16 protein-coding genes and 2 pseudogenes are annotated in these 18,747 nt (G+C 47.6%); 5 read left to right on the top strand and 13 right to left on the bottom strand.

Features of this window, described 5'->3' with window-relative positions:
- Position 1 precedes the first annotated feature (1 nt).
- The 9 genes and pseudogenes from AZH43_RS11425 to cysM form a co-directional block, all read right to left on the bottom strand.
- A complete protein-coding gene (locus AZH43_RS11425) occupies positions 2–556 on the bottom strand; it encodes a COG4648 family protein (RefSeq protein WP_067669793.1) in 555 nt (184 codons plus the stop codon).
- Complete coding sequence (locus AZH43_RS11420; RefSeq protein WP_067669791.1) at positions 553–801, bottom strand: acyl carrier protein; 249 nt, start codon at positions 799–801, stop codon at positions 553–555. The genes AZH43_RS11425 and AZH43_RS11420 overlap by 4 nt, the downstream gene beginning before the upstream one ends.
- Before the next feature lie 9 nt (positions 802–810).
- Positions 811–1,071 (bottom strand): phosphopantetheine-binding protein, encoded by a 261-nt coding sequence (locus AZH43_RS11415; RefSeq protein ID WP_067669789.1) that lies wholly within the window; start codon positions 1,069–1,071, stop codon positions 811–813.
- Positions 1,055–1,868, bottom strand: a pseudogene (locus AZH43_RS11410) (lysophospholipid acyltransferase family protein). Before AZH43_RS11410 ends, AZH43_RS11415 begins: the two are co-directional and overlap by 17 nt.
- Positions 1,862–2,485 carry a beta-ketoacyl synthase chain length factor gene (locus AZH43_RS11405; RefSeq protein ID WP_067669785.1) on the bottom strand — a complete coding sequence of 208 codons (624 nt, stop codon included), beginning with the start codon at positions 2,483–2,485 and terminating at the stop codon, positions 1,862–1,864. Before AZH43_RS11405 ends, AZH43_RS11410 begins: the two are co-directional and overlap by 7 nt.
- A gap of 194 nt (positions 2,486–2,679) precedes the next feature.
- Positions 2,680–4,983, bottom strand: coding sequence for a RelA/SpoT family protein (locus AZH43_RS11400; RefSeq protein ID WP_067669783.1), 2,304 nt, complete (start codon positions 4,981–4,983; stop codon positions 2,680–2,682).
- 27 nt (positions 4,984–5,010) lie between these two features.
- Complete coding sequence (rlmD, locus tag AZH43_RS11395; protein ID WP_067669781.1) at positions 5,011–6,408, bottom strand: 23S rRNA (uracil(1939)-C(5))-methyltransferase RlmD; 1,398 nt, start codon at positions 6,406–6,408, stop codon at positions 5,011–5,013.
- Between the two features lie 6 nt (positions 6,409–6,414).
- On the bottom strand, positions 6,415–7,233 hold the full coding sequence (locus AZH43_RS11390) for a 3'-5' exonuclease (protein ID WP_067669779.1): 819 nt from the start codon (positions 7,231–7,233) through the stop codon (positions 6,415–6,417).
- Positions 7,234–7,268: 35 nt separating this feature from the next.
- A complete protein-coding gene (gene cysM, locus AZH43_RS11385; RefSeq protein WP_067669777.1) occupies positions 7,269–8,189 on the bottom strand; it encodes a cysteine synthase CysM in 921 nt (306 codons plus the stop codon).
- Positions 8,190–8,343: 154 nt separating this feature from the next.
- Between cysM and AZH43_RS11380 the strand changes: the two genes are divergently transcribed.
- The 5 genes from AZH43_RS11380 to rsfS all read left to right on the top strand — a co-directional run bounded on the left by AZH43_RS11380 (position 8,344) and on the right by rsfS (position 14,348).
- Positions 8,344–11,154, top strand: coding sequence for a GacS-like sensor histidine kinase (locus AZH43_RS11380; protein ID WP_067669766.1), 2,811 nt, complete (start codon positions 8,344–8,346; stop codon positions 11,152–11,154).
- A gap of 132 nt (positions 11,155–11,286) precedes the next feature.
- Positions 11,287–12,075 carry a crotonase/enoyl-CoA hydratase family protein gene (locus AZH43_RS11375; protein ID WP_067669764.1) on the top strand — a complete coding sequence of 263 codons (789 nt, stop codon included), beginning with the start codon at positions 11,287–11,289 and terminating at the stop codon, positions 12,073–12,075.
- 87 nt (positions 12,076–12,162) lie between these two features.
- Positions 12,163–13,038: an NAD(P)-dependent oxidoreductase gene (locus tag AZH43_RS11370; RefSeq protein ID WP_067669762.1), complete on the top strand. Its 876-nt coding sequence runs from the start codon at positions 12,163–12,165 to the stop codon at positions 13,036–13,038.
- A gap of 38 nt (positions 13,039–13,076) precedes the next feature.
- Entirely contained in the window at positions 13,077–13,856 is a 780-nt protein-coding gene (locus tag AZH43_RS11365; RefSeq protein WP_067669759.1) for a hydroxypyruvate isomerase family protein, read from the top strand.
- 90 nt (positions 13,857–13,946) lie between these two features.
- A complete protein-coding gene (gene rsfS, locus AZH43_RS11360; RefSeq protein WP_067669757.1) occupies positions 13,947–14,348 on the top strand; it encodes a ribosome silencing factor in 402 nt (133 codons plus the stop codon).
- A gap of 56 nt (positions 14,349–14,404) precedes the next feature.
- On the opposite strand, the gene AZH43_RS11355 is transcribed toward rsfS, so the two are convergent.
- From AZH43_RS11355 to AZH43_RS11340, 4 genes and pseudogenes are all read right to left on the bottom strand, one after another.
- Positions 14,405–15,025, bottom strand: coding sequence for a hypothetical protein (locus AZH43_RS11355; protein WP_067669851.1), 621 nt, complete (start codon positions 15,023–15,025; stop codon positions 14,405–14,407).
- Positions 15,026–15,052: 27 nt separating this feature from the next.
- A complete protein-coding gene (locus tag AZH43_RS11350; RefSeq protein ID WP_406564622.1) occupies positions 15,053–16,366 on the bottom strand; it encodes an ammonium transporter in 1,314 nt (437 codons plus the stop codon).
- 334 nt (positions 16,367–16,700) lie between these two features.
- Positions 16,701–17,093 (bottom strand): annotated as a pseudogene (locus AZH43_RS11345) (MFS transporter); the annotation flags it as partial.
- A 197-nt stretch (positions 17,094–17,290) separates the two neighbouring features.
- On the bottom strand, positions 17,291–18,745 hold the full coding sequence (locus AZH43_RS11340; protein WP_067669751.1) for an NAD(P)(+) transhydrogenase (Re/Si-specific) subunit beta: 1,455 nt from the start codon (positions 18,743–18,745) through the stop codon (positions 17,291–17,293).
- Positions 18,746–18,747: the final 2 nt, after the last annotated feature.

Below are 18,747 nucleotides of genomic sequence, written 5' to 3'. Positions count from 1 at the left end.
GCTATTTTTGCATCTGATGCAGCCGCTGCTGGCGCTTGCGCAGCAGAAACTCGCCCAGCAGCAGAATTCCCATCAGCACATATGCAATAAAACCGTTATACAGCACCCAAATTTTCATTGGGGCAAAAAAAACCGTCATCAGCGCGATGGCTGCATTTACACAAAAAAAACCGCACCAGACTTTAGTCACTTGACGCGTCCATGCTACCCCTTCCGGCGGCAAATCTGGCTCTGCCAAACGAGCAAAACGCTCAATCATGGAGGGCGGTTTAACTAAAGTCATTGTAAAAATAATCAAAGCGCCGATATTCATAAATACCGGATACAGTTTCAGCCAGGCATGGTCTTTTAAAATCAGGCTCAGGCCGCCGCAGAGTATGGCAAAACCGGTCAGCGGCCACAGCAAAGCATTGCCTTTACTGAACAGCCGGATCACGCCCAAGGCAATCAATAACGCGCTGACCCAAACAAATTGGCCATGCATTAAACCGTATCCGACAAAAAAGGGATAGAGCATCAATCCGATGACGGCTATCCCTTTTAAAACCGCGTTCATTCAGCAGACATATTCTGAATAACAGCAACCACATCCTGAACGGTACGGACATTTTTAAAGTCTTCAGGATTGACCTGCTTGCCGGTGAGTTCTTTAATTTTCACGACCAAATCAATCGCATCAATACTGTCCACATCCAAGTCAGAAGCTAAATTTGATTCCAGCTGAACATCTTCAGGCGCAATTTCAAACAGCTCGTCCATCCATTCACGCAATTTTTCTAAAACAGTTTCTTGTGCAAGCATAGCAACCTCTTATGCTGTTTTCTGTGCTTCAACCAAAGCCACCAAGCTTTGAATTGACTTAAAATGTTCTTTGGTTTCTGCTGACTCTGCATTCAAATGAATGCCGTAGCGCTTCTTTAATGCCAAACCTAATTCCAAAGCATCAATTGAATCCAAACCTAGACCGTCGCCGAATAAAGGCGCGTCTGTGTCGATATCGTCAATACTAATGTCTTCAAGGGCAAGCACATCAATAATCATTTGCTTTAATTCATCAGCAAGATTGCTCATTTTAAGGATAACTCTTGGTTAAAAAACCGCTGTAATTGTTGATTTAACAGACGTACATTTTTTGGATTGACTGTAACATCCTCCAATACGTCTTCCACTCGAACCGCATCCAGCACTTTCACTTGAATATGAAACGGCTGTTCTGGAATGTGATACCACTTTTCATTTTTTGTCAGTGTAGATGGTGTACATGTAATCAGTACAGGCCGTATCGGCACACCCGCACGCAGCGCAATATTGGCTGCGCCGCGCTGAAATTCATTCAGCTGCGCATCTTTGGCTGTACGCGTGCCTTCAGGAAAAATCAGCAATGACGCCGCTTTGTCCTGCTGCAGTTTATGCACGCAGTCCTGAATAAACTGTTCAGAGCCGGCATTTAAAATATAGCCTGCACTTTGCACCGGGCCTTTGGTGAATGGATTTGACCACAGCGCCTGCTTCACAACACAATTCGCCTGTTCCATTAAACCAATTAAAACCACCACGTCAATCAGCGTCGGATGGTTGGCAATGACCAATTCCTGATGGCTGCGCTGCAGCTTATCCAAGCCTTCGACCTCATAGGTCATAATGCCCAGTTTCACCATCATTTCGGTAAAGCCTTTAAAGCTGTGCTTAATGATTTTTTGCGTACGCTGTGTGCGCAGTGCGGGGGCTTGGGTACTCAGCCGGACCAAAGGCGCAATTAAACCGCCGATGGCCACACCGCCCACGCCAAAACTGGCAAAGCTGAATCCGGTTGCCCCTACGCGCCATGCATAGTTGGCTTTTTTCTTAAGGTCATTGAATTTCAGCATTTGGTCCACGCGCCGCATTCACTTTGGCTGTCATGCTGCCAAAAGTCGTAAAAGTTTAAAGCCTGTTTAAAATATGCTGTTTCAGTATCAGAACTGCCCGGCTGGAATGCTAAATTTGCCGGCGTTAATGACACCAAAGCCGCCATTGCAAAAACGGGAAATGGCTGATGCTCAATATAGATTTCAGGCAACGCCTCATCGTAATACACCAGCAGAACCTGACGGGCTTCCGGGTTTGTTTTCAACCAAGCATAGGCTTCAATCAATCCATCACGCCATGAACCCGCCAAACTGGTGGCTGGCGCGGCATCCTGGCATAAAATAGAATATAAGCCGGAAACCGCATTGTGTACTGAAGTCGAGAATTGAGTCGGCGACGGCGTTTGATCATTCAGCACATCTTCTAATATTTTTAGGGTTTTCGACTCATCGCCATATTGTGACACCCATACAATATAGTCAGCTTGAGCCCCGTCCAGCGCCTGCATAGCGCTATTCAACGCCAGCTTCGCCAATTGAGACAAGCGGCGGCGCTGCATCGGCGGAATGTGCTCTAAAGCAGGAAATACGCTATCTGCCCGGCTAATCGTCAGCCGAGACACATTCATTAGCACCATGCGCAGTATTTCCTTACCCTTTTCAATTCGAGTGTCATATTTTTGCGAATTATAGCACCGGCGATATTTTTTTTACAAAAAATAAGTTGAACTTTCTTAATATCATATATTTAGGTTTATTTAAGACTTCGTTACTGCAGAATCTAAAGGATAAAAAGCCTGCATTCCGCAGGCTTTTTAATACAGAACTTTTATCAACTGCCTTGAATCAAGCGGCGCGCACTGATGATTCCCGGCTGCTGCTCTAAACGGGCCAGCAAACGCGACAGCTGCGCCAAACCTTTCACTTCAATCAGCAGTTTCATATTGGCGATACCGTCAGCTTCTGAGATGGTATTGACCTGCCGGATATTGATCTGATCGGAGAAAATCACTTGAGTCAGATCTTTCAGCAAGCCGCGGCGGTCATAAGCTTCCACCACAATCTGCACGCTTTGACCCCGAGTCGGCTGCATTTCCCAATCGGCTTCAACAGCGCGTTCCGGTTCCTGCGTAATCATGCGCACATAATCTGGACATGCTACCTTATGAATACTCACCCCGCGGTTTAAAGTAATATACCCAGCAATCGACTCACCATGGACAGGCTGACAGCACTGAGCAACATGCAGTTCCACATTATCCAGGCCGTCAATTAAAATGCCGTGCGCAGACAGTGTATGGCTGGCGCGCGGATTCAATGCAGGTTTCAACACCAGTTCAGGTTCATCCTGATCCAGATGCATATGGCGGTTCACCTGATTCATTAATGAATGCAGGCTGACATCACCGCTGACCAGACTGATCAGAATATCTTCACCCGTTTTCACATTGAAGTGATTGCAGTAATCATTCAAATCAATGCTTTTTGGATGAATGGCCAAGCGCGACAGTTCTTTATTCAGAATTTCACGGCCCACTTCCAGGTTTTTGCTGCGGTCTTGCTGCCTGAACCAGTGGCGCAGCTTGTCACGCGCACGCGAAGTTTTAATATAACCCAAAGAATTGACCAGCCAATCACGGTTTGGCTCACGGTCTTTCTTGGTTAAAATCTCAACTTGTTCACCTGTTTTTAAGGTATAGGTCAGAGGCACATAACGCTGATTGACCCGCGCTGCATAACACTTGTTTCCGACTTCGGTATGCACGTGATAAGCAAAGTCCAATACCGTAGAACCGCGTGGCAGTTCTTTAATATCTCCGTCCCGGCTGAACACATAAATTTTTTCAAAACCTTCAAAATCTTGAATTTGCTCAAAATTCTCTTCAGATTCATCATCTTTATGCGCGCTGGCGTCATTGCGCTCTTGATAGTGTTCAAGTACGGCGCGCAACGAATGCAAGCGGTGATTGAATGACTGATCGGTCTGCTTGCCGCCTTCTTTATAATTGAAGTGCGAACATACCCCCAGCTCTGCTTCTTCATGCATCGCTTTGGTACGGATCTGAACTTCCAATGATTTATTTTCCGCAATCACGGCAGTATGCAGTGAACGGTATCCATTGGCTTTCGGATTGGTAATATAGTCATCAAATTGATGCGGAATATGGCGCCAAATTTGATGCACAATGCCTAAGGAGTGATAGCATTCAGGAACAGATTTGACCAGCACACGGACTGCGCGGATATCATACAGCTGATCAAAGCTCAGGTTTTTGCTTTTCATTTTTCGATAAATCGAATAAATATGCTTCACCCTGCCGTTAATTTCAGCTTCAATGCCGTGCTCAGCCAGCTCAGTGCGCAATTTATCAATCACAAACTGAATATACTGCTCACGCTCTAAACGTTTTTCATTCAGCAGAGATGCAATTTCTTTATAGCGTTCTGGCGCCAAGTAGCGGAACGCTAAATCTTCCAGCTCCCATTTCAGCTGCGCAATCCCTAAACGGTGCGCCAATGGCGAATAAATGGTTAGAATTTCACGGGCAACACGCTCTTGACGCTCCCGGGATGCCTGCGTCAGTTCACGCAGGGCATACGTCCGCTCCGCCAGCTTAATCAGTACAACCCGGACATCTTCAGTAACCGAAATCAGCATTTTATAAATGCCGCTCAGGTGCTCACGCTGATTATTATTAAAGTGATCTTCTAAGCGTTTATTCTGTTCAATCAGCTCAGAAAGCTTACCCATCGCCAAAGTGCCTTTGACCAAGCTGTGCACTTGTTCTCCGAATTTTGTCAGCACTTCGTCTAAAGGCATGACGCCTTCGCGCACAGAGCGGTAAAGCATTGCAGCGGACAGCGTATCTTCATCGACATGCAGATGCGCCAAAATATCCGCCATTTCAATACCGGTATAAAAGGTATTGGAACGGTGGTTGACCGTAGAGTCTAACTCTCTTTGCAAGGTTAAACGCGCAACTTCTTCAAGCTGCTTGAGGGGTACCCCCAGTAAGCCGCGCACACGATCCAGCCATTCCGCCAAATCATGCAATGCTTGATCGGCATGTTCTACAGTCGCTTCCTGAGACAGTTCATTTAAACGCCCCGGGAGCTGTTCACGCACTGTGACCATACCCTACTCCTACTTTTTTACTCTTCATTATAACTTACAATCATTCGGCTTATTATCTTGTTCGAACAATGCAATCGATTCGACATGACCGGTATGCGTAAACATATCCATCACGCCAGCTTTTTTCAGCAGATAGCCTTGCTGCGCCAATATTCCAGCATCTCGAGCCAAAGTTGCTGGATTACATGAAACATAGACTATTCTTTTTGCACCAAATTTGGGCACATAATGCATAATTTCTTCTGCGCCTGAACGCGGAGGATCAATCAATAATGCATCAAAACCCTCTTTTGCCCAAGAATGATGCGAAAAGTCTTTTGTTAAATCTTGTGAATAGAAGCGCAGCCAGCCGATGCCGTTGTTTGCAGCATTTTCCGCACCGCGCTGAACCATTTCCTCACTGCCTTCTACCGCAATGACTTCGCCTTGCGCACCAACACAGCGCGCGAGCGGAAGAGAGAAATTTCCTAATCCGCAAAATAAATCCAAAACCCGTTCACCTTGCTTCAATTGAAGCAATTCACATGCCAGCTTGACCATTTGCGGATTTATTGTTGAATTCACCTGCGTAAAATCCAATGGATTAAAGGCAAAATCGACATTAAATTCATCCAAACGGTAATGCAGGCGCATGTCTGAACTCTGGCCATCGGCGCGGACTAAACTGTCAGGCCCCGCAGGCTGCAAATACAATTGCCAGCCTTTCTGTAACGCAAACTGCTGTAATTGGTTGACATCTGCGTCACATAATTTTTCTGTCTGGCGGATTACCAAGGCAACATCCTGATCACCCATCGCCAATTCTATATGACCGACAGCCCCTTTGCCTTTTAGACTTTGGATTAACTGTTTTAAATCCGTGATAGGGCCAAATTTTTGGTCCAGCACCAAACAGCGGTCAATTGAGGTCAGCTGATTACTTGAATTTTCACGAAATCCGACAATCAATTTGTCTTTTTGCGGCAAATAGCGCACGCCAATGCGCGCTTTACGGCGGTAATCTTCACGTGAAGAACGTAAAGGCGCCAGCCATTCTTCTGGTTCCAAGCCTGCAAAATGGGATAAATGCGACTTCAGCACATCCTGCTTTAAGCGGATTTGCTCATCGGCATGAATATGCTGCATATTGCAGCCGCCGCATACGCCAAAATGCGGACAGGCCGGCTCAGTCCGCATTTCAGAGGCAGCGCTCAGCAGCTCAATGCTGTCAGCTTCTTCTAAGCGTTTTGCTGTATGGGTAATGCGCGCGCAGACGGTTTCGCCCGGCAAGGCATAGCGGATAAATACTTTTTTGCCGTGCTTTTCGAGCGGATGGTCAGGATGCGACCCGTAATGCGCAATGCCTCGCCCCTCATGTGAAAGCGACTCAACCTTAAAAATATAACTGGGCTGCTGGGCTTTTGCGGGCTTGGCTTTATGTTTCATGCTGACCTAATGTGTGGGAGATGGAAAATCAAATTGAGTGAATTCAGTCTGCTGTGAACTTTCACGCCAGACCGATAAAAATTCAGCATGCTGCGGCAGAGTCTGCAGATACTGAATCGTGCTTTGCACCAGATGCTGATGATCTATCAATTGCAGCTGGCCTTTGAGCAGCAGCCAGCGCAGGTAAATCAGCCAAGTATTCAGCACATCGCCTTCACAGTAGCTGGTCAAAGCCTGCCACTGCTGCGTGCGGACATATTCAGGCACATGGTAAGCGCCATCACCGCGCTTGCCGGGAAAGCCCAGCAAATGCGCGGCGTCATCCAGCTTTAAAAAATGCCGCCCATGAAACATGGCCATCACATCCATTAAATCGACATGCCGGTGGTGATATCTGTTCTGATAGTTATTATAGCGCTTTTGCGTATCAATCTCGCCCTGATCAAATAAACTTGGTGCAGAAAGTCCATGATACATGGCGCGGAACAGGATAACCGGCAAATCAAATTGTGAACCATTCCAACTGACTAGCGTCGGATGGCGCTTATCAAAAATAGATAAGAATTTACTTAAAATTTCGGCTTCGCTGTAATGTTCACGGCTGAAAGAAAACATCCGCATGCCGTTTTCATCCAGCCATAATCCCGAAATGCAGACAATTTCATGCAAAGGCAGGCGCTGAAAATCCGTTCCGGATTCCTGACGGCGCAATTTGGCCAATGCCGCTTCCAGATCTGTTTCCGGCAAATCCAAGCCATACAAATGCGCCCCCGATTTTAGATCGGTCAAGGTTTCGATATCAAAAGTTAATACAGGTAAACGCATAAGTACTCTCTTTCCTGAGGCTAGTCAGAATTCAATTATTCCGGATCAACCACAGAAAAAAGGCCGGTGGATAAATAGCGGTCACCGCGGTCACACACGATGCAGACAATCACCGCATCTGGATTTTCTTCTGCCAATTTAATAGACGCCCAGACTGCGCCGCCTGAAGATGTTCCTGCGCTGATGCCTTCCGTGCGCGCCAATTTGCGTGCAGTTTTTTCCGCTTCAATTTGCGGAATATCCATAATGCGGTCTACACGCGACGGATCAAAAATAGTCGGCAGATATTCTTTCGGCCAGCGGCGGATACCGGCAATATTCGAGCCTTCTGACGGCTGCAGGCCGACAATTTGCACATCCGGGTTTTGTTCTTTCAAATACTTTGAAATGCCCATGATGGTGCCGGTCGTCCCCATAGAGCTGACAAAATGAGTGATTTTGCCGCCCGTCTGCTGCCAAATTTCAGGCCCGGTCGTTAAATAATGCGCTTCTGAATTATCTGGGTTGCCAAATTGATTCAGCACCAGCCCCACGCCATCCTGCTGCATTTGCGCCGCCATATCGCGGGCTTCTTCCATGCTGGAAGATTCAATCAGCTCTGCGCCATAAGCACGCATCGCGTCTTTACGCTCTTGGCTTGAACTGGCGGGCATAATCAGCTTCATCTGATAGCCGCGCATGGCTGCCACCATGGCCAAAGCAATCCCTGTATTTCCGCTTGTCGCTTCAATCAACGTATCGCCCGGTTTAATTTGCCCGCGTTTTTCCGCCTGCATAATCATATTATAGGCTGGCCGGTCTTTGACAGAACCTGCAGGGTTATTGCCTTCCAGCTTGGCTAATACTGTTGCTTGAGTGTGACTTGCCAGACGCTGCAGACGCACCAAAGGAGTTTTTCCTACATAGTGGTCTAACAAAAATTCGTCTGCTTGAAAATCAGTGGATGTGTTACTCATTATTCGCACCTATATCGAGGTGCGCCTATTGTATGAAAAAATGACTTTTCCTGCACCCATTTGAACGGGCTTTTTCGCGAAAGTGATTAAAGCGCAGTCAGTTTCAAATAATCCATGCTAATATGCGGTGCATAAGGAATAAACTGCTTGCATCATGTCAAATATCAACAAAAAGCTTTTTAAACGCCTGCACTTAAACCATGCCTATGGACAATTGATTGCACTGATTTTTGTGCCGATCACGATTTTGGCTTGTGTCGGCGCAGCTTTGGTAATGACTGAAACTTCGAATGCCGCCAAAGCGGAACAGCGTCAAATGGCGATCGCCATTTTAACCCGCTACCAGCCCACAGCTGAAAATGCGCTGAATATTTTACTGCATTCCCCGTGGCAATTTGATCAGGCGCGCGCCAGCGTGCAAAGCATGCTGAACGAAAAGCATCTGAACCGCGCAGCGATTATCGACAGCAAAGGCATTAATCGGCTGAATATCGGTCCAGAAGAACAAGAAACATGGCCCGCAATCAACACCAAAGCCAACTTTATCGGCCCTATCCGATTTAATAAAAGCAATGTTTACGCATCAAAAATCAGTGATGAAACCAATACGCCCTATTGGCTGCTGGTTGAACTGGATAATCAGCCCTTAGAAATTGCGCATTACCGCGTTCTGATTGTGTTGGTCGCGACAGGTTTACTCACCTTGCTGCTGCTCTTGCTGTGCTTGAACTTTTATTCACGGCGCTGGATTGCGCCGATGTATGAAATCCGCATGCAGCTGCAGCGCCTGAATGCTGACACTTTAGATCAGCACATGATTATCAACAGTACCGGAGAACTGCGGCTGCTTCAGCGCGACATCGCCAATGTGGTCAAACGCCTGCATTTCAGCTTTTTGGAACTGCGGGAACACACCGAACAGACTGAAGATGACTTGCGCAGGACTTTAGATACCTTAGAAGTTCAAAACATCACCTACCGTCAGGCGCGCGACCAAGCGATTCATGCCAACCAGTCTAAATCAGTATTTTTGGCCAATATTTCACATGAGCTGCGCACACCGCTGAACAGTATTGACGGCTTTATTCATTTGCTGCTGCGTCAAGGCAACCTCAGCAATGAACAGAATCTGTATCTGCAAACCATCCGCAAATCTTCTGCGCATTTATTGGCGCTGATCAATGATGTTCTGGATTTCTCCAAAATTGATGCCGGCAAACTGGAGCTGGAAACCGCCCCGTTTGATTTAGAAGAAGCCATATTTGATGTGATGGACATGCTGTCGCCGCTGGCGGCGCAAAAGCACATCAACATGACTTTCTATTATGCGGACAATGTGCCGAAACACATCATTGGCGATGCTTTGCGCTTTAAGCAGATTTTGACCAATCTGATTTCGAATGCCATCAAATTTACACCCGACGGTGAAATCATTGTCCGCGTGCGCATTGAACACGATGACATTGGGCAATGCCTGCTGCATTTCAGCGTTCAGGACAGCGGCATTGGCCTGAGCGGTACAGACCGTAAAAAACTGTTTGAGTCCTTCTCGCAAGGCGATGCGTCAGTGACCCGTCAATTTGGCGGCACAGGCTTAGGCTTGGCCATTTCAAAACAGCTGGTCAGCCTGATGCAAGGTCAAATTGGCTTTGAAGACAATCAAGAGCGCGCACCTACCGAAAAAGGTTCAACCTTTTGGTTCACAGCCATGTTTACGGTGGATGAAGATCAAGAAGAAACGGCATTGCCGCAGTTTGATAATATTCAGGTGGTGTCTTATTTAGCCCACCCGGCTACCGCAAATGTGCTGCGCCATTATTTAGAAAATTATGCCGTACAGCATATTGAAGCGCAGTCCATTTTAGATTTGTTCAGCCGTTTAAATCAGTTGAAGCATGCTGAAAATACATGGCTGATTGTCGACCACAGCGGCGATACTGAGGCCATGCTGAAAGAAATCCGCACCCGCTATACCGGAAATTTGGCGGTTTACGGCTATCAAATGCTGCTCGACCCCAACATGCTGGCGGAATACCGCGCGCGCCCGCTGTATCAGCCGCTGAGCCGCAGCGCACTGATTCAGTTATTGGGCAATCAACCTTTATTTGATGCAGAAGAGCATGAAGACTTCAACGGGCAAGGCCTGCATATTTTGGCCGTGGATGACCATCTGCCCAACCTGATTGTGCTTGAAGCGTTGCTGTCCGAGCTGAATGTCACCACGACCAAAGCGCTGAGCGGACAGGAAGCCATTGAAGTGATTCAATCGCGCTATGAACACGGGCTAAAGGGCTTTGATCTGGTCTTCATGGATATTCAGATGCCGGTGATGTCGGGTGTAGATACCACACGCGCCGTCCGTTCACTGGAGTCAACTTTTGAAAATCATAAGCGCCTGCCGATTATTGCGCTGACGGCGCATGCACTGTCAGATGAAAAGAAAAAGCTGCTGCAGGTCGGCATGGATGATTATGTCACTAAGCCGATTCAAATGGATCAAATCATTCAGATTTTAACCCATTGGACCACAGAGAGCTTCAAAAAAGTTCCAGCGCTTGAACGCACAGCAGTCATCGATGCGCTTGACCCGAAAATTCTGGATTGGCAGCAAAGCCTGCATTTAGCGGCCAATAAAGAAGATTTAGCCACTGATTTGCTGAAAATGCTGAACGACAGTTTTGAACAGGAACTGCATGAAATCGAACAGCTGATTGAACTGGAAGATTATCCGCAGCTTGAGCATGTGCTGCACCGCCTGTACGGCGCCACCCGCTATGTCGGGGCTCCTGCACTGCAAGAGGCTACTGGCGGCTTTGAGCAGTTTGTCTCCACTCTGCGCAAAGAACGCCGAAAAGCGGACGAAACATTTGTACATGAAATTTTAAACCGCTTAGATGAACTCAAAACCGTGATTGCGCAAGTGCGGCATGCTTCGCAGCAAATTCTGAATAAATTAGAACAGTAAAGCAGAGCCGCGGCAGCACGTCATTTTTGAGCGCAGCAGCGGCCGGCATGCAGCAAATTGTGACTGCCCTGTCATGAATAGATTCATGCCGCATGCTATGCTCAAACAAGTCAAAAATAAGAGTTTTCACATATGGCACTGGTTAAACTGGAAAAAAATAACGGCATTGCGACAGTCACGTTGAACCGCCCGGATAAACGCAATGCAATGAGCTTTGCGTTACTCAAAGAACTGGTGCGTATGGCCAATTTAATTAAAAAAGACCGTTCAATCCGCTGCGTTATTTTGACCGGTGAGGCGCAGGTCTTCAGCGCCGGTATTGACCTGTCCGATTTAAACGATCCGAAAAATACCGCCTATGCCGCATGGGAACTAATCAAACCAGGGCAAAGCCTTTTTCAGAAAGCTTTCTTAGTCTGGCAGGAATTGCCTGTTCCGGTTATTGCAGCCGTTGAAGGCTTTTGTTTTGGCGCAGGCATGCAGCTGGCTTTGGCGGCGGATATCCGCATTGCCCATCCAGACACGCAAATGTCCATTATGGAAAGCCGCTGGGGGCTCGTGCCGGATATGGGCCTGACCCGTTCGATCAAAGGCATTATTGGACTGGATTTAGCCAAAGAGCTGTCACTGACAGCGCGCATCTTTGACGCCCGCTATGCCAAAGACATTGGCTTGGTGACGCATTTGGCTGAATCACCGCTGGCACAGGCGCAAGCTTTGGCCGCCGAAATGCTGAACCGCTCCCCTGATGCGCTGGCAGCGGTCAAGCGTGTACTGGATGCCATGGAGCATTCTCCCAATAAATCACTGCGCCTAGAAAAAATCTGGCAGTTAAAACTGCTGCTGGGCAAAAACAGCAAACTGGCGCGAAAAAAAGACAAGAACCCAGAAGTTCAGTTTCTACCGCGTCAGTATCAGTAAAATACATATCATTCGCCAATCGAAAAAGTCAGCAAAATTTAAAAATCTGCTGACGGCAAAATTGACAATATAAAGCAGAGGGACAGCATGAATTTTGACCGCAGCAGCAAAATTGCATTCTTAGGCATGGGCCTGATGGGCAGCCGCATGGCCGCCCGCTTAATTCAAGCAGGATTTGAGGTTGCTGTCTGGAACCGCACCGCAAGCGCATGTGACGAATTGGTCGGCCTTGGCGCAGCTCAGCTGGCCCTCAAAGATATTGCAGCATATCCGCTCATTCTGACCTGCTTGGCGGACGATAAGGCAGCGGCTTCTGTGTATGCGCAAATTGAGCCTTTTTTACAAGCCCATCAGGTCATTGTCGATTTTTCCAGCCTCTCTGTTGCACAAACGCATCTGCTGGCGCAGCAAGCTCAGCAGAAAAATATTATTTGGATTGACTCCCCGGTTTCCGGCGGCACAGCCGGCGCTGAGCAAGGCACGCTGGTCATTTTCGCTGGTGGCAATGCGCAAACCATTCAAGATTTAACGCTAATGTATAATGTTCTGTCACAGCGCGTTACCCGCATGGGAGATTCAGGCACAGGCCAAGCGACTAAAATCTGCAACCAGCTGATTGTTGCAGCCAACAGTACCTTAATTGCTGAAGCGGTGGCCTTAGCGGGTCAGGCTGGTGTCAACACAGCCCTGCTTGCCCCAGCGCTGGCTGGCGGATTTGCGGATTCCAAACCCTTTCAAATTTTAGCGCCCCGCATGGCGTCACATACATTTGAACCCGTACAGTGGAAAGTGCAAACCTTGTCAAAAGATTTGAACAATGCCCTTCAGCTGGCGGCATCGCATCAGCTGCAGATTCCTGTTGCCGAGCTGGCGCTGCAGCAGCTGCAGCATCATCAAGCCAATGGTTTTGCAGAAAAAGATCTCGCCACTGTAATTCAGCATGTAGAAAAACAAGAATCCTGATAAGCTGAATTTTCCCCCTGCCGTACAAGGAGTCATGCATGATCAAACTCGCTGTCAATCTCTCCATGATTTTTACCGAAGTGCCGCTGATTGAACGTTTTGCTCTGGCGCGCGCGCAGGGATTCAGCCATGTTGAAATTCAGTTTCCTTATGAGTTGAGCATTGAGCAGATTCAAACCCAGCTGACGGTGCATGATTTGACCCTTTGCCTGATCAATGCGCCTGCAGGCGATTTAATGCAAGGCGGCAACGGTTTGGCGGGCATTCCCGGCAAAGAGATTGAATTCCGCCAAGCTGTTGATCAAGCCATTGTTTACGCCAATGCGCTGCATGTCCCGAGCGTGAATATTTTGGCCGGCCGGCAGCCTCAGGATGCTGATCTGCTCCCTTGCCTCAACACTCTTTCTTCCAATCTAAAAATGGCCTGTCAAATGTTCAGCGCGCACGGCATTCAGCCTGTATTTGAAATGATTAACGGCACGGATATGCCGCGTTTTTTGATACAAAATATCGCCCAGGCGCAAGAGATTTTAGAAGCGGTTAGACATCCTGCATTAAAAATGCAATATGACTGTTACCACATGGCCATGATGGGGGAAAATATTTTAGAAGGGCTGGAAGAAAATATTGATTTTATTGGACATATTCAATTTGCCGATTGCCCTGCCCGCCAAGAGCCAGACACCGGAAAAATAGATTATGCACCGATATTCAGCTGGCTGAAGCAAAGCCGCTATGCGGGCTATACAGCTGCAGAATACCGTCCGAGCCAAGCTTCTGAAAATACTTTTGCTTGGAAAGACAAATACTTCACATAATCTTCAGGCCTGATTTAAGCGCTGATTTGAAATTCGTCGCCAAAACAGCTATATTAGAGCATGAATAATTGTCAGGAAATCATACCCTCCATGAATTTAGAACCATCGCCCAGCGCTTCTAATTCTCACGACCTAACTCTCAATACCCAAAAGAAAGACGTACAGGCTTGTCTTGAAGTTGTACGTGAAGCACTTGCAGATGTAAAAGCAAAAGAAATTGTTGAGCTGGATGTCAGCTCAATCAGTAATGTATCTGACGCAATCGTGATTGCCAGCGGTACATCTACCCGCCATATTAAATCTCTTGCAGACAATGTTGCTGAAGAAGCCCGAAAAGCTGGCTTCCGTCCTATTGGTGTTGAAGGCGAACGTGATGCTGAGTGGATTCTGATTGACCTCGGTTTTGTTGTTGTGCACGTTATGCTGCCGGCAGCCCGAAAATTCTATGATTTAGAAAGCCTTTGGCGTACAGCCCCTGAGTCTGTAGCTTAAGCAAAAGATAAAAAAGAAGCGGTCAATTTTGACCGCTTTTTTTATAGCTGCATTTTTTACAGCAGCTGATGCAGATCAACTTCCGGAAATTGGGTTTTAATTTTCAGTCTAGTTTGCGCATAGACTTGATCTGCGCGCATAGGGCCATAAAATTCACAAAATATTTCATATACCGCCGTAATGATGGATGCATAGCTCGACACCGGCAGCTGTACAGCAAATTCGGGCACGCTGATCCGTTCATTTAAACCTATTGCCACCTCATTTCCCGCCAAGTGCTGTTTAATTTCCTGTTCAAAATCGTCCAAATCTTTTACTGAAACCGCCTGCAGGATATAAGCTAGAAACTGGCTGAATGCATCGGTAATTTCTCCAGAAATCAGGACTTCTTCAGCCCGTTCCTGTTTCTTACTCTGCCTGCCCTGCATCAATTCCTGTTTTTCCAATTCAGATAATTCATACAGCACTTGGCGCAGCATGTCCTTGCGGTAATAGCGCAGCTCTTCTGTGGTGCAGATCTCACTAAGAAAACGGTTTAAAACAAATGCTGGCTTTTCACTGTACTGCTGCTCCCAATGCCCTAAAACCCGTTCCAGCATAGTGCCATCAAAATACTGCTGCAGGCCGCGCTCTATCGCTTGGCGGCGCTGCATTAAATTCAAAACTTCAGTGCTCATCATGCGCTCCTCCTGACGGCTCTTAGATTAATGACGCTTGGTTATGCCATCTGTTTCAAAAGTGACATCTTTCTGAAACTCAGGATAAGATAGCTCTGCATGTTCGGTGTAGTCCAGCCCGCGCTGTTCATGCTGCTTGCTGACCCGCAGGCCGCCCAGCAGCTTATCCAGCACCTTAAAGACCGCAAAAGCCACGCCAAATCCCCAAAGAAAAGCAGTCATGACGCCTAAACACTGTATGGAAATAATTGCACCATTGAACATGTTCTGCTCAAAGAATATTCCCGCCGCAACTGTGCCCCAAGCGCCGCAGAACCCATGTACCGCAACAGCATCCACAACATCATCAATTTTCATTTTTTCCATAACAGCAGGCACAACGCTGACCAGCAAGCCAGCAATCAGGCCGGTGCAAATGGCAAAAACCGGCGTCATGCTGGCGCATCCAGCAGTAATCGCCACCAAACCGCCCAAAGAGGCATTGATGGTGCTGCGGATTAAAATAGCTTTTTTACGGACCAAGCACAGCACCATATACGCGGCTGCAGCAGCACAGGCTGCCAAATGGGTATTCAGCGCAATTCGGCCAATGCTGACATTGGCTTGAATCGTTGAGCCTGCATTAAAGCCGAACCAAGCCAGCCACAAAATGAAGCCGCCCAGCGCCACCAAAGGTAAATTATGCCCCGGTAAATAATGGCTTTTTCCATCACGGCCAAAGCGGCCAAGACGCGGACCTAAAACCAGTATCCCCGCCAGCGCGACCCAGCCGCCAATCGAATGCACAACCGTCGAGCCGGCAAAATCGATAAAGCCCAAAGCCTTTAACCAGCCTTCGCCGCCAAACAGGCTGCCCCATGCCCAGCTGCCGAACACAGGATAAATTAAGCCGCTGACAATTGTCGCGCTCACCACATACGCCACAAAGTGGATCCGCTCCGCCATCGCGCCGCTGGCAATGGTGGTTGCCGTGGCAGCGAACATCATTTGGAAAAACAGCAAATTCCAGTTCCAGTCATCCAGATCATTCGGCGCAAAATGGCTCTGTCCAATATAGCCGCTCTGGTTCACACCAAACATAATGCCAAAGCCAATCAGCCAAAACACCAGCCCGCCTAGGCAAGTGTCCATGTAGTTTTTCATCAGCACATTGACGGTATTTTTACTGCGCACTGAGCCGCTTTCAATCAGAGCAAATCCTGCCTGCATAAAAAAAACTAAAATCCCCCCTAAAATGACCCAAACACTGTCTAATGAAATACGGATGTTTTGAATATTTTGAACAGTATTTTCTGCAGCTATCGCAGGCGCCGCGCAAATGAACAGCAGCCCGATTAGCATTGCTTTTATTTTCATGAATGATCCCCCCAAGGATGATTCATGATTAGCAAAATCAGTGCCACAATTAATTTGAACTATTACATGATCATTCCATTCTGATGCGGGAGCATGTTCAATATCTGCCTTTTACTTCAAATTTTATCGCTTAAAATATTCATAAAGTTCAATCTCTTACATTTTCAACTCTACTGTATTAAAAGCCTTGCCAGCGCGCAGCCTGCACCAAAGATGGGTAAATATAAGCTGCATTTTAATCATTTAAGCCCAGAAAAGATAAAACCGCCCTTAGGCGGTTGACATCATTGGCAATGAATCCATTGATGAGTTGGAACTATTAAATACGGGTTTCCTGATACATCCGTTTGCGGTTTGGCAAACGCTTGCACAAATAAAGGCTTGCCAACAAACTGCACGTCCCCGCAAACATCAGCCAGAGTGCGGGCATGCTGGAATCGCTTGTTCGTTCAATCAGATAAGTGCTCATCATTGGCGTAACACCGCCAAAGAGCGCCGTCGCTAAACTGAAGGCCAGAGAAAACCCAACGGTACGTACACGCGGCGGCATTGATTCCGCCAAAGTGGCAACCATACTGCCGTTGTACATACCAAAGAAAAATGAAAAGTACAATAAAACAATCAACAAATTGGTAAAGGTCGTATGATTTACCAGCCAATTTAGCGCTGGAAAAGCAGTAAAAATTGCAAGAATGGAAATGCCGACCACAACAGCTGCCAGCAAGCTGTCTAAGTTCCATTAGCTATTCATCCATGTGAATTGGCTAAGGTTGAGCCAGATAATAGCTCAAATAATGAAGCTGTTGAATAATGACATTCAGCAGCTGCATTAAATGCCGTCCATCAAAAAACCGCCCGTAGGCGGTTTTTATAACTTCAGTATATGGCATTGAACAGCTTAGGCGGGGCTTAGTGACCGCCGCCATTGATTGCCTTGGTCATATCTTCGACCACTTTCTTCGCATCACCAAAAATCATCATGGTTTTTTCATTGTAGAATAAGTCATTGTCTAAGCCCGCGTAGCCAGTCGCCATAGAGCGCTTGATCACCATAATGGTCCGCGCTTTATGCGCTTCCAAAATCGGCATGCCGTAAATTGGCGATGTCGGATCATCTTTGGCTGCTGGGTTGACCACGTCATTCGCGCCAATCACCAAAACTACATCCGTTGCAGGGAAGTCTGAGTTGATCTCATCCATCTCTAAGATGTCTTCATACGCCACGTCTGCTTCAGCCAAAAGTACGTTCATGTGGCCCGGCATACGGCCGGCAACAGGGTGAATCGCAAAGCGGACTTTAACACCCTGCTCTTTTAAGATTTCACACAGTTCTTTCACCGCATTTTGCGCACGGCCTTGCGCCATGCCGTAACCCGGCACAATCACAACGCTGTCCGCATTTGACATCAGGAAGCCTGCATCATCCGCAGAACCTGAACGGTGGTTGCGCTGCGCTTGCTCGCCTTTATCCGCTGCAGCCACCGCAGTACCGCCCATGGCTCCACCAAACAGTACGTTGATGATTGAACGGTTCATCGCTTTGCACATAATGTAAGACAGAATCGCGCCTGATGACCCCACCAGTGAGCCTGCAACAATCAGCATATTGTTTTCAAGCGTGAAACCAATGCCTGCCGCTGCCCAACCCGAGAATGAGTTCAAAAGCGAAACCACAACCGGCATATCGCCGCCGCCAACTGGCGCAATCCACACCCAGCCAAATGCCAGCGCAAGCGCGGTCATTGCCCAGAATGCATTCATATTGCCCGTCGTGAAAAAGTAAATACCGCAGGCCAGCATCGCCAGAAAGATCAACGCCTGAACCGGTTTCACCCATGCGCCTGAAATGGTTTTCGCCCACTTTTTCGCAGCCAATTTGCCATAAGCAAATACAGAGGCAGTAAACGTGATCGCACCCACAAAACAGCCGACAAACAGTTCAAACAAATGAACGCTGCTCATATGCGCATGCTGTACGCCCGCCGCTGTTAAGGCGCTTTCATTTTCTGCAAATAGCGCAGTCAATTGGTTGTTATGCAAAATGGCAGCAATGGCAATCAGAACCGCGGCCAAACCCACCAAAGAGTGCATAAGCGCCACAGTTTCCGGCATTTGCGTCATTGGAACAGTCCGTGCGCGGGCAATACCCACCACAGCACCCAATACCATAGCGCCGCCAATCATCCAAACAACCGGGTGATCCGCCACAAAAAAGGTCGTGATCACAGCAATCGCCATAGCGATCATGCCGTAGCGGTTACCTTGAATGGCAGTTTTAGGGCCAGATAAACCGCGTAAAGTCAGAATGAAAAGCACGGCGCCAATCAGGTAGAACCAATCCGCATATTCTCGAATAAATTCCATGT

The sequence above is a fragment of the Acinetobacter pragensis genome (assembly GCF_001605895.1).
Taxonomy (GTDB): Bacteria; Pseudomonadota; Gammaproteobacteria; order Pseudomonadales; family Moraxellaceae; genus Acinetobacter; species Acinetobacter pragensis.
The sequence above is the reverse complement of the archived record's forward strand: the minus strand, read 5'-3'. Positions and strand labels throughout refer to the sequence as shown.

Coding starts and splice junctions, on each gene's coding strand:
- AZH43_RS11425 (WP_067669793.1), bottom strand. CDS start 556: ATGAACGCGGTTTTAAAAGGGATAGCCGTCATCGGATTGATGCTCTAT.
- AZH43_RS11420 (WP_067669791.1), bottom strand. CDS start 801: ATGCTTGCACAAGAAACTGTTTTAGAAAAATTGCGTGAATGGATGGAC.
- AZH43_RS11415 (WP_067669789.1), bottom strand. CDS start 1,071: ATGAGCAATCTTGCTGATGAATTAAAGCAAATGATTATTGATGTGCTT.
- AZH43_RS11405 (WP_067669785.1), bottom strand. CDS start 2,485: ATGGTGCTAATGAATGTGTCTCGGCTGACGATTAGCCGGGCAGATAGC.
- AZH43_RS11400 (WP_067669783.1), bottom strand. CDS start 4,983: ATGGTCACAGTGCGTGAACAGCTCCCGGGGCGTTTAAATGAACTGTCT.
- rlmD (WP_067669781.1), bottom strand. CDS start 6,408: ATGAAACATAAAGCCAAGCCCGCAAAAGCCCAGCAGCCCAGTTATATT.
- AZH43_RS11390 (WP_067669779.1), bottom strand. CDS start 7,233: ATGCGTTTACCTGTATTAACTTTTGATATCGAAACCTTGACCGATCTA.
- cysM (WP_067669777.1), bottom strand. CDS start 8,189: ATGAGTAACACATCCACTGATTTTCAAGCAGACGAATTTTTGTTAGAC.
- AZH43_RS11380 (WP_067669766.1), top strand. CDS start 8,344: ATGTCAAATATCAACAAAAAGCTTTTTAAACGCCTGCACTTAAACCAT.
- AZH43_RS11375 (WP_067669764.1), top strand. CDS start 11,287: ATGGCACTGGTTAAACTGGAAAAAAATAACGGCATTGCGACAGTCACG.
- AZH43_RS11370 (WP_067669762.1), top strand. CDS start 12,163: ATGAATTTTGACCGCAGCAGCAAAATTGCATTCTTAGGCATGGGCCTG.
- AZH43_RS11365 (WP_067669759.1), top strand. CDS start 13,077: ATGATCAAACTCGCTGTCAATCTCTCCATGATTTTTACCGAAGTGCCG.
- rsfS (WP_067669757.1), top strand. CDS start 13,947: ATGAATTTAGAACCATCGCCCAGCGCTTCTAATTCTCACGACCTAACT.
- AZH43_RS11355 (WP_067669851.1), bottom strand. CDS start 15,025: ATGAGCACTGAAGTTTTGAATTTAATGCAGCGCCGCCAAGCGATAGAG.
- AZH43_RS11350 (WP_406564622.1), bottom strand. CDS start 16,366: ATGCTAATCGGGCTGCTGTTCATTTGCGCGGCGCCTGCGATAGCTGCA.
- AZH43_RS11340 (WP_067669751.1), bottom strand. CDS start 18,745: ATGGAATTTATTCGAGAATATGCGGATTGGTTCTACCTGATTGGCGCC.